The following is a 12,659-nucleotide window of genomic DNA, read 5'->3' on the forward strand; positions in this document are numbered from 1 at the left end:
AAGTCATTTTCAATAAGCAAAGAGTAATATTCAAATTTGTGAAGTAATTCACGGTTTTACCCAATAAAAAATTAATCTAAAAAAAACCGCACTTATATAAGTGCGGTGTAAATTTCATTAATTTTCTTCTTTATGACGCGCTGCAACTTCAGCTAATAAAGTTTGTAATTCACCTTGTTGATACATTTCTAAAATAATATCACAACCGCCAATTAGCTCACCCTCTACCCATAATTGTGGGAAGGTTGGCCAGTTTGCATAAGCGGGTAGCTCTGCACGAATATCAGGATTTTGCAAAATATCCACATAGCCAAAAGGCACTTTACAATTCATTAGGGCTTCTACCGCTCTTGCAGAGAACCCGCAAGAAGGGAATTTCGGTGAGCCTTTCATATAAATAAGAATAGGGTTTTCAGCAATTTGTTTTTTAATACGTTCTAAGGTTTCCATAATTATCCTCGTTTTGAATTAAGTGGGCTGATTGTAGCATAAGGGGCTTGAGATACCAATAACCCGAGTATAATAATCAGGTATTACCAACTCCCGCCAGCACCACCGCCACCGAAGCCACCGCCGCCAAAGCCTCCGCCAGAACCGCCACCAAAACCACCAAAGCCGCCGCCAGAGCCAAAGCCTCCACCAAATCCACCACTACGGCGTCTGCGGACAGGGGGTTGGCGGAAAATTTGTCCATTGTGATTATTAGTAGGGCTGATATAAGGCGTTCTACGCCAACTTAGTTCGCCAAACAGTACAAATAAGACAAAAATACTGATCATTATGATTGGAATATATTGTGTCCAATCATCATCTTCTGTTTGCGCAGCGTCATATTCCCCTTTGCTTGCGGCAATGATGTAATCCAATCCGCGATCAATGCCTAGCATATAATGCCCTTGTTTAAAGGCTGGCGTAATCACATTGCGTATCACTCGAGAAAGAAAAGCATCAGGCAGCGCACCTTCAAGTCCTTGTCCTGTGGCAATAAAAATCTTGCGATCATTTATAGCGATCAGCATTAATACGCCATTATTAAGCTGTTTACGCCCAATTCCCCATTTATCACCCAACTCAAAGCTATATTGTGCAATATCATAATTCCCTGTGGTTGGAATTAATACCACCGCAATTTGCGAACTGGTTTCTTTAGAATAAGCAATGAGCTTATTTTCCAAAAGCTGTTTTTCCGATGGAGTGAGCGTTTTGGTATAGTCATTCACATAATGAAAAGGATTAGGCGGTGGTGGGAAATTGACCGCGCTTGCACTTAAACTCAAAAAAACAAGCAAAAAAACGACCGCACTTTTCATTAGCTTAATCATTAATAATCACCTCATTATCAAGCTCATTACGATCATTTGGCTGAATAGGAAAATATTGCGCCAAAACTTGAGCAATATTATCAATAATATTGACAACGCCTTCAGTATAAACCTTTTGGCTAAAATGATTTGTCATTTCAGTGCATTGCGCTTGCCAAAAGTTTTCCCCGACATACTGATGAATACCTTCATCACCAATTATGGCACATTGGTGATCCTTATAGGCAATGTAGATCAACACGCCATTACGCGCCTCTGTGGCTGTCATTTCTAACTTCTGGAAAACAGATAAAGCTTGTTCAAGGACTGAGTTTGATGCCTTTGGAATGTGGCGTTCAATATAAACGCGCAACTCTGCCGAAGTTTGTTGTTCGAGGCGAACGATTGCCGCCTCGATTTGCTTTTTATCAAAAGGGATTCTTGAAAATAGCGCCATAATAGACTGCTCTTAGTTAAAACTTACAACAGGCGCGTTTTCAGATCCTACTGCAGATTTGAAGTAAGGTTTTTCTTTGAAACCAAAAATCATCGCCGCTAATTTCGTTGGGAACTGGCGAATTTTTTGGTTATATTCACGCGCCGCTTCATTAAATTTATCACGCGCCACATTAATGCGATTTTCCGTGCCTTCTAATTGTGCTTGTAAATTCATAAAGCCTTCGTGCGCTTTAAGATCTGGATATTTTTCTACAGTAACTAACAGGCGAGATAAGGCAGAGCCCACAGAATTTTGTTGTTGTTGGAATTGTGCAAGCTGTTCTTCTGTCATATTGCTTGGATCAATTTTTGTTTGGCTCGCTTTTGCACGGGCTTCCATTACACCTGTTAAAGTTTCTTTTTCAAAATTAGCCTGACCTTTTACGGTATTCACGATGTTTGGAATGAGATCTGCACGGCGTTGGTATTGCGATTCAACATTTGCCCATACGGAATCAATTTTTTCTTCCGCTTGCACTAAACCATTGTAGCTTGTCATTAGTGTGAAACCTGCGATCACAGCCACGATTAGCACAATAATCCACTTTTTCATTTTCTTTTCCTTAACGATAAAATGACGAGATAACAAAAGACCTAAACTTTCGTTTAGGTCTTTTTTCATAAACTTATCAAAGTATTAACGAAAAATTATTCGTTACCTTTAACAGCGATTTCTACACGACGGTCATCAGCTAAACAAGCGATTAATGCTTTACGACCTTTAACTGCGTCACATTTAGTGCCAGTTACTGGGTTAGCTTCACCGTAACCTGTTGCAGAGATAGCGTTTTGAGAAACACCTTTAGATACTAAGTAGTTTGCTACAGTATCTGCACGACGTTGAGATAATTTTAAGTTAGATGCTTCTGAACCGATACGGTCAGTGTAACCCGCTACTGCAACGTTTGCAGATTTTAATTGCGCGATTTCACCGTAGATACCGTCTAATACGCTTTGCGCTTCTGGACGTAAATTTGCTTTACCGAAAGCGAAAGTTACATCAGAGCTTAATGCGAAAGTTTTAGAAACAACTTTAGGCGCTACAACTGGTGCACCTTGACCGAAACGGTAAGATAAACCTGCGCTTACAGAACCGATGTTTGGTGTGTAATCTACACGTTTACCGTTTTGCTCTAAACGACCAACACCGTTAACCCATTGATATTCAACGCGTAATGCTAACTCTGGTAATGATGGAAGGTTATATTCTAAACCACCAGCAAATACTGGAGATACTTTTAAGCTGTGCGCATCTTCACCAAGAAGAGTGGTTGCACCTTTCTTATTTTTGTAATCAGAACGGATTAATGCCGCGCCTACACGACCATAAACATCTAAACCTTCTAATACTGGGTAGCTTGCTTTTAAGCTTAAGTGTGCACCGTGGTTAGTATGTTTAGCAACTGTTTTACCAGCTTTACGAAGTTTAGCACGACCAAAGTCATCGTAACCTAACTCAACAGCGAAGTTATCAGTAATTTGGTAACCACCGAATACACCATAAGTTACAGAATTACGTAAAACACCGTAGGTAGCATTGTTATCTAAACGGCCATAACCATCGTGGAAAGATGCCCAACCCGCTTTTGCACCAGCATAGAAAGTGCCTGCTTGTGGAGCTGCTTGTACTGATGCTGCTGCTAAACCAGCGATAGCTAATGCGATTGCAGTTTTTTTCATTTGGATGATCCTCTATTATTTAGTCATCATTAAATTAAAAATAAACGTTGATTTAGTTATTAAAACTAAAAAAACCTAAAACACCGTCTAAGTGTGTTTTCTGATCTTAAACGCTTTTTATAAAAAAACAAAAACTTTTTTATAAAATTAATGTCAGTTAAATAGCCTAAAAAGGAAATAACCTTTGTTCTATCACTTAAAGAAAGGCTAGAACCCATTCAGATTTCTTATTTAACCTAAACTTTAAGTGGTTATATTATCGACCTGATAAAAAAGAAAATCAAACGATTTTTAGCCCATTAGCTTATAATTTAAACAATTAAACCGTTTTAGCCCTATTTTTCCGTAGCAAAAACCACATTTAGATGAACGTTTTTTAAACAGATTTTTCATTGTTTTACTCCCTATCTCACTCAATTTACGGCAAATTGTCCCTGTGTGTTTTTGGTAGAATATGCTAAAATTTCCTTCATTTGATCGATTATGGGCCAAAAATTAAGAGTTGATTATGCTACCTTCATTAACTGATATTCCACAATTATCCCCTTTAGTTTCAGATTATCTCAATGAATTAAAACGCCAACATTTTACGGGCGACATTGCTTCAAGCTATGCGGATCGCTTAAGTCTTGCAACGGATAACAGTGTTTATCAGCAACTGCCACAAGCCATTTTATTCCCTAAGAATACGGCAGATGTGGTGCGCCTCACTAAATTAGCTCAAAAAGAAAAATACCTTTCGCTCACCTTTACCCCACGCGGCGGCGGTACAGGCACCAATGGGCAAGCCTTAAATAATAATATTATTGTGGATCTTTCGCGTTATATGACGAAAATTCTTGAACTCAATGTACAAGAACGTTGGGTGAAAGTGCAAGCCGGCGTGGTAAAAGATCAACTGAATCAATTTTTGAAACCTTATGGGTTGTTTTTCTCGCCTGAATTATCCACCAGTAACCGTGCGACCCTAGGAGGAATGATCAACACCGATGCCTCAGGGCAAGGCTCATTGCGGTATGGCAAAACCTCCGATCACGTTTTAGGTTTGCGTGCCGTCTTAATCGATGGCGAAGTGATTGACACCCACGCGCTGAAAACCGCAGATTTCGAGCAATCATTACAGCAACAACCGCTTTCTCAGCGCAACCGTCATTTACATCAAGAAATTTTCCAGCGTTGCCAACAAAAACGCCCTGAAATCTTGCGTGATTTGCCACAGCTTAATCGCTTTTTAACGGGTTACGATCTCAAAAATGTATTTAATAATGATGAATCAGAATTTAACCTTTCACGCATTTTAACAGGCTCAGAAGGCTCACTTGCGTTTATTTGTGAAGCGACTTTAGATCTCACGCCAATCCCACAATATCGCACATTAATTAATATAAAGTACCGCTCTTTTGATGCCGCGTTGCGTAACGCACCTTTTATGCTCAAAGCCAATGCCCTTTCAGTGGAAACGGTGGATAGCAAAGTGCTAAATCTCGCCAAACAAGACATCATTTGGCACTCCGTAAGCGATCTACTTACTGAAGATCAAAAAAAACCCATTCTTGGCTTGAATATTGTGGAATATGCCGGCAACAGCAAAGCCCTGATTGAAAAACAAGTGGCACAACTTTGCGCGCAGCTTGATGAGAAAATTGCGCAGAATCAAGATGATATTATCGGCTATCAAGTTTGCAGTGATTTGCCTTCCATTGAGCGTATTTATGCGATGCGTAAAAAAGCCGTGGGCTTACTAGGGAATGCGAAAGGTGCGGCTAAGCCCATTCCTTTTGTGGAAGACACCTGCGTGCCACCTGAACATTTGGCGGATTACATCAGCGAGTTTCGAGCTTTGTTAGACGCTCACCAGTTAGAATACGGAATGTTCGGCCACGTTGATGCGGGCGTATTGCACGTTCGTCCTGCCCTTGATTTATGCGATATTGAACAAGTGAAATTATTCAAGCAAATTTCCGATCAAGTGGCAGATCTCACACACAAATACGGCGGACTAATTTGGGGCGAACACGGCAAAGGAATGCGCTCGCAATATGGCAAAACCTTTTTCACGCCTGAATTATGGCAAGAGCTGCGTTATATCAAAACCCTATTCGATCCGCAAAATCGCCTAAATCCGGGTAAAATTTGCACCGCACTTGAAAGTAGCCAATCGCTCTATTCTATCTTATCGCCAATGCGAGCAGATCAAGACAGGCAAATCCCCGTGCAAATGAAGCAGGAATTTTCAGGGGCGATGAACTGTAATGGTAATGGATTATGCTTTAATTTTGATGTGCATAGCACGATGTGTCCGTCAATGAAAGTAAGCAAAAATCGCCTTTTCTCACCGAAAGGACGGGCTGCGATGGTGCGTGAGTGGCTGCGTTTACTGGCAAATCAAAACATTTCTGCCGATCAATTAGATTTTCGCCAAAGCCAAATAAAGCTCACCGATTTTGTCGCTAAAATTCGCCATAGTCTGCAAAAAGCCCGTGGCGAATATGATTTTTCCCACGAAGTGAAAGCCGCGATGGATACCTGCCTTTCGTGCAAAGCCTGTGCTAGCCAATGTCCGATTAAAATTGATGTGCCGAGCTTTCGTGCGAAATTCTTGCATTTTTACCATCAACGTTATATACGTCCACTCAAAGATTATGTGGTGTCTAATGTAGAATTGATCGCGCCTTATATGGCAAAAGCACCAACGTTTTTTAATTTTTTCACAGCGGCAAAAATCACACAGCCTATCGCGAAAAAATGCTTGGGAATGGTGGGTTTACCGCGATTAAGCCAGCCAAATTTGCAACAACAATTGGTTGAGCTGAATTATCAAGGGCTTTCCTTAGAGCAACTGGAACGCCTCAATGAGCGAGAAAAAGATAAAATGTTTCTGATCGTGCAAGATCCTTTCACCTCTTATTATGATGCCAAAGTGGTAGCAGATTTTGTCGCACTAACGCAAAAACTCGGCTATCGCCCTATTTTGTTGCCGTTCAAGCCCAATGGCAAAGCCCAACATATTAAAGGTTTCCTAAGTCGCTTTGCCAAAACTGCCAAGAATCAAGCGACATTTTTAAATCGAATGGCAAAACTTGGCTTGCCGTTAGTGGGGGTTGATCCTGCCATTGTGCTTTCTTATCGTGATGAATATCGTGAGATTTTAGGCGATGAACGCGGTGATTTCCAAGTGCTAACCGCTCACCAATGGCTGAAAAATCAGCTTCCGTCCGCGCATTTCAGCCAAGCCGTAAAAAGTGCGGTGAAAAATGACCGCACTTTTTCTGATTGGTATCTCTTCCCTCACTGCACCGAAGCCACAGGTTTACCGAACAGCCCGAAAGAATGGCAAGAAATTTTCACCCATTTTGGGCAAAGCTTACAGGTGGAAAACGTGGGCTGCTGCGGAATGGCAGGGACATTTGGACACGAAACGCAACACTTCGAAATGTCTAAGGCTATCTATGCCAGTTCTTGGGCGAAAAAACTTCACGGCAAAAATCCCGAACAATGCCTTGCTACAGGGTATTCTTGCCGTAGTCAAATAAAACGTTTTGCCAAATGGCAACCAAAACACCCCGTGCAGGCGTTACTCACCTTACTGAGCTAAAAATGATGAAAATTTGGAAAAAAACCTTTACTTTAGAACAACTTAATCAATTCAACGCCCAATGTGCTGTTGGGCATTTAGGCATTCAATTTACCGCGCAAGGGGACGATTGGTTAGAAGCCACAATGCCTGTTGATCAGCGCACCACTCAACCAATGGGCTTTTTACACGGCGGAATTTCTGCGGCATTGGCGGAAACCGTTGCGTCAATGGCGGGTTTTTGTTGCGTGGAAGAAAAGCAAGCGGTGGTTGGACTAGAGATTAACGCCAGCCACCTTCGCCCCGTACGTGAAGGCGTGGTAACCGCCAGAGCCACCCCTATTCGCTTAGGCAAAACCACTCAATTTTGGCAAATTGACATTAAAGATCAAGCGGATAAACTATGCTGCTTTGCAAAACTCACATTAAGCGTGGTGAATCAATGAACAGACAAAAAATCGGCGTCATTCTTGCTAATTTAGGCACGCCAGACGCACCAGAACCCAAAGCCCTTTCACGCTATTTATGGCAATTTCTTACCGATCCACGCGTGGTAGATCTGCCTCGCTGGCAATGGTGGCCGCTATTAAAATGCGTGATTTTGCCTCGCCGTTCCAGACGTGTGGCAGAAACCTACCGCAGTGTTTGGACAGAACAAGGCTCGCCATTATTGGTGATTTCTAAACAGCAACAGCAGAAATTACAGTACTATTTCGATCAACAAGGCATTAACGCTCTTGTGGAAATTGGAATGACTTATGGCAATCCTTCAATGCAAAGTGCGGTGGAAAATTTGCTCAAAAATCAAGTGGATAAAATCATTGTGCTACCGCTTTATCCGCAATACAGCAGCACTACAACGGCAGCAGTATTAGATTGCTTTGCCCAATCATTAAAATCCATTCGTGGGCTTGTGCCGTTTGAGTTTATCCATTCTTATCATCTTGATGAACAATATATTGATGCACTCGTGCAATCCATCAAAGCAAAAATGAAACCCGATGAATTCCTGCTCTTTTCTTATCACGGCATTCCATTACGTTATGAGCAAGAAGGGGATTATTATCGCGAGCATTGTAAACAAACCACCATCGCCGTGGTAGATCACCTTGGATTAAAAGAAAACCAATGGCAACTTTGCTTTCAATCTCGTTTCGGGCGTGAAGAATGGTTGCAGCCTTATACAGATCATTTTTTACAAAATGCCACAAAAAACCAAGGCATTGAAAAAGTCGCCGTCATCTGCCCTGGTTTCTCTGCCGATTGTTTAGAAACCTTGGAAGAAATTGAAGTAGAAAACCGCGACATTTTCCTGCATAACGGCGGAAAATCTTTCCAATATATCCCCGCTCTTAACGCAGAACCCGCCCATATTGAAATGATGGCGGAATTAATTAAGAAGAAAATATAGAAAAAATGCCTAGATGAATGTCTAGGCATTTTGCTAAATTTTTCTAAAAATTAGACCGCACTTTCGTTTTTCACTCAAACCATAATTACGCCCAGTTTTTCTTTTTAGAAGTTTTACCAATGCCTGGGTTGAAGCTATTGGTCGGATCTAATTTTTGGTAGAAGGCTTTCAATTCAGGTTTCGCTTCATACAAATGCCCTACGTTATGTTCCGCTGGATATTGCGCACCGCGTTTATCAAGTAAGGCTAACATTTTGTGTTCGATTTCTTCCCAATCGTAGCCTTTTTTGACTAAATAATCTTGGTGGAACACATAGCACATAAAATGTCCGTAGTAGAGTTTATGAATTAATTTATTTTCTAACTCAGCAGGCAATTTCTCAAACCAATCTTGATCGTTACGGCGTAAAGCAATATCCAAAGCCACAATTTCTTCCACTTCAGGTTCGTGAATGGCACGATAACGAATGGCAGCGGAAGCAACAGCAAAGCGGTGCAACATTGCAGCTTGGGTTTCTTCTGGGCTACATTCAAAATATGCTCCTTTGGATCTATCTGCAAATAGGCTTTGCAAATATTCTCTTGCTTCTTTCACGCCTTCCCCACCCATTTTTAAGATTAAGTGATGTTCATATTGATCACGATAATCTCTCAAACTTTGTGGCAAATGTTGCGGCAATAACTTAGAAACAAATTGCAATGCTTTGTCGCTGAGATGATTTGGTAAAAAAGCGAATTTTTTCATTAAGCGATCGGCTTTGGCTTTTAAGGCAAATAATTTTGGTAAACGGTGCGTACCAAAACGTTTAATCACCCAGAAAGTATCTTTCCCGTATTCTGCGGCAATATCAAAGGCATCACGATGAATATATTCACCTGATACCGGCAAACTGCTAAATTCAGCCAAAATATGACGGCGAATATCAGTTAAAACTTGGGTATCATTTGTGCCGATATAAAACACCGCACTTTCTTTATCTTGCGGGAAGGTATCCAAACGCACAGCAAACACGCCCAATTTTCCTGCGCTGCCTGACGCTTCATAATGACGATTCGGATCAGCATTAAAACGTGCTGGTGTGTCCGCGTCAATTTGGCGAACATGATGGCAATAATCGTGATCGTGTCCTTTACCGCAATCAAGATGAATGTCTTTACGCTGATAACGTCCTTCTTGCAAGTTGGTCAGAATTTCTTCAGGGCTATCACCTAAATCAATGCCAAGATTGTTGATGAGGTGTAATTCACCGTTCTCATCTAACTGTGCGTACAATGCCATTTCCGTATAAGCTGGCCCACGTTGCACCAAGGCTCCACCTGAATTATTACAAATTCCGCCAATCACCGAAGCGCCGATACAAGATGAACCGATAACAGAATGCGGCTCACGTTTGTATTCTTTCAGCAATGATTCCAAATCGTTTAAACGCGAACCAGCAAAGCACACCACTTGTTCTGCATTATTAATAGGCTGAATACCTGTCATTCGCATTGTATTAATCAATACAATATCCCGTTCGTAATCATCACCAGCTGGTGTTGAACCACCTGTAAGCCCTGTATTTGCTGCTTGTGAAATCACGATCACATCGGCTGCAACACAAGCTTTTAACACTTGCCAATATTCTAATAATGATCCAGGGCGCACCACGGCTAGCACTTTCCCTTGCCCGAAGCGGTAGCCTGTGGTGTATTCTTCCGCTTTTAGCGGATCGGTAATAAGGTATTTAGGAGTAACAATTTGCGCTAATTGCGTAATTAATTGAGTCGCTGACATTTGATCCCTCTTTATACTGCGTAACAATAATTTAACATTTACTATAAAGGGGATAGGTGAAAATTTCAATCTTTCAATTAAAGAATAAAAGATAAAAAAGCCTACATTCAATGCAGGCTAAAAAATAAGACAACTGAATTAGAACTTATATCCTAACCCCATAAAGAATACAAATGGGTTAAGTTTAACATCTACTTCGTGATCTGCGCCTAAGGCTTTGAATTTCGCCGTGGTTTTGATTTTTGTGTACCACATTGCAGTATTGAAATAAAGATTGTCCGTAAGCTTAATATCAATCCCTAAATTAACCACTGGTGCAAAAGAATTTTTCTTCACTTGTAAATCAGTTACCGCAGCGTGAGTGGATTTTGCGCTGAAGAATCTGGTGTAATTTAAACCCGCCCCGACATAAGGACGAGAACCCGCATCTTTATCTAAGAAATAATATTGCATATACAAACTTGGTGGAAGTTGTTTAAGTTTAGCAACTTGTCCTAAATTTAAACCTGCCGCAGGAACATTCGCTTTAATCTTATGTGAAAATGGTGTTGCACCCAATAATTCCACGCCAATATTGTCTGTAAGCATATAAGTCGCGGTTAGCCCTAATTGCGCATTATCACTTACTTTCAAATTAACATCTATTGGTGTTTTAGTGTGAGAATCAGAATTTGCGCTCACAAACACGCCACCTGCTCTTAATAATACATCTCCGCTTTGATGTGCATTGGCTGAAGTGGCAACCAAAAGACTTGCTAAACCTAGTGCAATCAGTGTTTTTTTCATAAAAAGTACCTCTATAGTTAATATCCTTACAAACTTTGTGTATTTTACACGTTGCGAAATATACCACCAAATAGTTATCACTTTTGTGATATAGCTCAAATTTTTTAAATTTTTGTTAAAAAAATTGAAAAATTTATTTACCGCACTTTTCATTTTGTTTAACAATAGAGAAAATTTGATCTAACACAAAATTAAGCGTTGTAACTCAAAAAGCCATTATTCATAACAAGATAGGGTTTCAACATAAGGAAAGGGCAATGCTCGACAAGTTATTGTATAATGTCGCAATGATTTTTAACTGGAAGCAAACTAATGAACATTAATTTTACTCAAATTTTTCAAGATTGTTGGAATTTTATGCGTAATCAAAAAAAGATTACCCAACAATTTATCTTTTTCTTTTTTATTAGCTCGTTAATCTTCTATTTTCTTTTAAGCTCGGTCGTGCCGATGCCTGAAATCAGCCAAGCCAATGGGCAAAATTTGCCTTTGCCAAGCAATATCAGCGCAGAATTTTTGGTAATTGGCGTAGCACAACAGTTAGTTAGCTTATTTATTTCTTCTTGGGGGATTCTCACGTTTCACCGCATTAGCGTTCAGCAGCAAAATCCGTTAAACCAAAATCCCTTAAACCAAAGTGCGGTGTTAACTTTACAACGTTTTGCTGGCGTGGTGGCAGTGAGTGTGATTGGGTTTATTCCCTTAATGATCGGCTTGGTAGAAAGTCTGTTTGCCATTTTACAAGGACAATCCCCTTCAATCCTCTCTTTGGTGGCGATGTTACTCGGCTTTTTTATTTTTGTACGCTTAAGCCTCGCTTCTACAGAATATCTGATTCAGCCCGTGGGCATTATGCAAGCCTTGAAAAATAGCTGGTTAAGTGGCGTGAAACGCGCTGCGCCGCTGTTTATTTATTGTTTGTTAATTTATGTGGTGCTGCCATTTGTGGTAAGACGCATTTCTTCATTGAGCGATAACCTTGTTTTTGATGTGGTAATGTTATTTTTAAGCGCTGTGGTTGGCGTATTCTCGTTACTTTTCACTTATCGCTTTTACACCTTATTTATGCGCAAGGATCAACAATAATGAAACAAATTTTAGAATTTATACCGCTCTTAGTTTTTTTTGCTGTTTATAAACTAGTCGGCATTCGTGAAGCGGCCATCGCCTTGATTATTGCGACAATAATTCAGCTTGTGGTGCTGAAACTGAAATACGGCAAAATTGAAAAACAACAGCTCATTATGGGAAGTGCGGTGGTTTTTTTTGGCGCTTTATCCGCTTATTTCAACGAATTAGAATTTTTAAAATGGAAAGTAACGGTAGTTTATGCCTTGTTTGCCTTGGCATTAATCATCAGCCAAGTGATTTTTAAGAAACCGCTCATTCAGCAATTATTAGGCAAAGAAATTCAACTGCCTGATGCCGTTTGGAATAAATTAAATCTAGGCTGGGCAGGATTTTTTCTGTTTTGTATGATCCTAAATATCATCATCAGCCAATATTTTTCCGATGATCTTTGGGTAGATTTCAAAACCTTCGGCATTATTGGACTTAGCCTTGTTGCAACAGTCGCAACAGGCGTTTATATTTATCGTTATCTTCCAAAAACAGAGAATAAAGAACAATAGG

General features: G+C 40.4%; 12 protein-coding genes. 5 read left to right on the plus strand and 7 right to left on the minus strand.

Annotated features, from left to right (window positions below; translation table 11 throughout):
• Positions 1-117 precede the first annotated feature (117 nt).
• From grxD to ompA, 5 genes are all read right to left on the minus strand, one after another.
• Complete coding sequence (grxD, locus tag ACNAV8_RS01625; protein ID WP_103853017.1) at positions 118-450, minus strand: Grx4 family monothiol glutaredoxin; 333 nt, start codon at positions 448-450, stop codon at positions 118-120.
• A gap of 83 nt (positions 451-533) precedes the next feature.
• Entirely contained in the window at positions 534-1,322 is a 789-nt protein-coding gene (locus ACNAV8_RS01630) for a TPM domain-containing protein (RefSeq protein ID WP_103853018.1), read from the minus strand.
• Positions 1,315-1,758 carry a TPM domain-containing protein gene (locus ACNAV8_RS01635; RefSeq protein ID WP_415777091.1) on the minus strand — a complete coding sequence of 148 codons (444 nt, stop codon included), beginning with the start codon at positions 1,756-1,758 and terminating at the stop codon, positions 1,315-1,317. Before ACNAV8_RS01635 ends, ACNAV8_RS01630 begins: the two co-directional genes overlap by 8 nt.
• A 12-nt stretch (positions 1,759-1,770) precedes the next feature.
• A complete protein-coding gene (locus tag ACNAV8_RS01640; RefSeq protein ID WP_103853020.1) occupies positions 1,771-2,352 on the minus strand; it encodes a LemA family protein in 582 nt (193 codons plus the stop codon).
• Positions 2,353-2,447: 95 nt separating this feature from the next.
• Positions 2,448-3,479, minus strand: a complete 1,032-nt coding sequence (ompA, locus tag ACNAV8_RS01645) for a porin OmpA (RefSeq protein ID WP_103854988.1) — start codon at positions 3,477-3,479, stop codon at positions 2,448-2,450.
• Between the two features lie 508 nt (positions 3,480-3,987).
• Here ompA and ydiJ point away from each other — a divergent pair.
• The 3 genes from ydiJ to hemH are packed head-to-tail and all read left to right on the plus strand — an operon-like array spanning position 3,988 to position 8,464.
• Complete coding sequence (gene ydiJ, locus ACNAV8_RS01650; protein ID WP_415777092.1) at positions 3,988-7,074, plus strand: D-2-hydroxyglutarate dehydrogenase YdiJ; 3,087 nt, start codon at positions 3,988-3,990, stop codon at positions 7,072-7,074.
• A gap of 5 nt (positions 7,075-7,079) precedes the next feature.
• Positions 7,080-7,499, plus strand: coding sequence for a hotdog fold thioesterase (locus tag ACNAV8_RS01655; RefSeq protein WP_103854930.1), 420 nt, complete (start codon positions 7,080-7,082; stop codon positions 7,497-7,499).
• On the plus strand, positions 7,496-8,464 hold the full coding sequence (hemH, locus tag ACNAV8_RS01660; protein ID WP_415777093.1) for a ferrochelatase: 969 nt from the start codon (positions 7,496-7,498) through the stop codon (positions 8,462-8,464). The genes ACNAV8_RS01655 and hemH overlap by 4 nt, the downstream gene beginning before the upstream one ends.
• A gap of 85 nt (positions 8,465-8,549) precedes the next feature.
• On the opposite strand, the gene dld is transcribed toward hemH, so the two are convergent.
• Complete coding sequence (gene dld / locus ACNAV8_RS01665; protein ID WP_103854929.1) at positions 8,550-10,241, minus strand: D-lactate dehydrogenase; 1,692 nt, start codon at positions 10,239-10,241, stop codon at positions 8,550-8,552.
• A 138-nt stretch (positions 10,242-10,379) separates the two neighbouring features.
• Positions 10,380-11,027, minus strand: a complete 648-nt coding sequence (locus ACNAV8_RS01670; RefSeq protein WP_103854928.1) for an OmpW/AlkL family protein — start codon at positions 11,025-11,027, stop codon at positions 10,380-10,382.
• A gap of 357 nt (positions 11,028-11,384) precedes the next feature.
• On the opposite strand from ACNAV8_RS01670, the gene ACNAV8_RS01675 reads away from it, so the two are divergent.
• Both ACNAV8_RS01675 and ACNAV8_RS01680 read left to right on the plus strand, forming a co-directional pair.
• Positions 11,385-12,113, plus strand: coding sequence for a hypothetical protein (locus tag ACNAV8_RS01675; RefSeq protein ID WP_415777094.1), 729 nt, complete (start codon positions 11,385-11,387; stop codon positions 12,111-12,113).
• The gene (locus tag ACNAV8_RS01680; protein ID WP_103853027.1) at positions 12,113-12,658 is read left to right on the plus strand and encodes a septation protein A; all 546 of its coding nucleotides are present in this window, start codon (positions 12,113-12,115) and stop codon (positions 12,656-12,658) included. Before ACNAV8_RS01675 ends, ACNAV8_RS01680 begins: the two co-directional genes overlap by 1 nt.
• Position 12,659 lies beyond the last annotated feature (1 nt).

The organism is Avibacterium endocarditidis (genome assembly GCF_965138825.1).
Classification (GTDB): Bacteria; Pseudomonadota; Gammaproteobacteria; order Enterobacterales; family Pasteurellaceae; genus Avibacterium; species Avibacterium endocarditidis.

Excerpts from the sequence above, each read along its gene's own strand:
- grxD (WP_103853017.1), bottom strand. The coding sequence starts at position 450 with ATGGAAACCTTAGAACGTATTAAAAAACAAATTGCTGAAAACCCTATT.
- ACNAV8_RS01630 (WP_103853018.1), bottom strand. The coding sequence starts at position 1,322 with ATGATTAAGCTAATGAAAAGTGCGGTCGTTTTTTTGCTTGTTTTTTTG.
- ACNAV8_RS01635 (WP_415777091.1), bottom strand. The coding sequence starts at position 1,758 with ATGGCGCTATTTTCAAGAATCCCTTTTGATAAAAAGCAAATCGAGGCG.
- ACNAV8_RS01640 (WP_103853020.1), bottom strand. The coding sequence starts at position 2,352 with ATGAAAAAGTGGATTATTGTGCTAATCGTGGCTGTGATCGCAGGTTTC.
- ompA (WP_103854988.1), bottom strand. The coding sequence starts at position 3,479 with ATGAAAAAAACTGCAATCGCATTAGCTATCGCTGGTTTAGCAGCAGCA.
- ydiJ (WP_415777092.1), top strand. The coding sequence starts at position 3,988 with ATGCTACCTTCATTAACTGATATTCCACAATTATCCCCTTTAGTTTCA.
- ACNAV8_RS01655 (WP_103854930.1), top strand. The coding sequence starts at position 7,080 with ATGAAAATTTGGAAAAAAACCTTTACTTTAGAACAACTTAATCAATTC.
- hemH (WP_415777093.1), top strand. The coding sequence starts at position 7,496 with ATGAACAGACAAAAAATCGGCGTCATTCTTGCTAATTTAGGCACGCCA.
- dld (WP_103854929.1), bottom strand. The coding sequence starts at position 10,241 with ATGTCAGCGACTCAATTAATTACGCAATTAGCGCAAATTGTTACTCCT.
- ACNAV8_RS01670 (WP_103854928.1), bottom strand. The coding sequence starts at position 11,027 with ATGAAAAAAACACTGATTGCACTAGGTTTAGCAAGTCTTTTGGTTGCC.
- ACNAV8_RS01675 (WP_415777094.1), top strand. The coding sequence starts at position 11,385 with ATGCGTAATCAAAAAAAGATTACCCAACAATTTATCTTTTTCTTTTTT.
- ACNAV8_RS01680 (WP_103853027.1), top strand. The coding sequence starts at position 12,113 with ATGAAACAAATTTTAGAATTTATACCGCTCTTAGTTTTTTTTGCTGTT.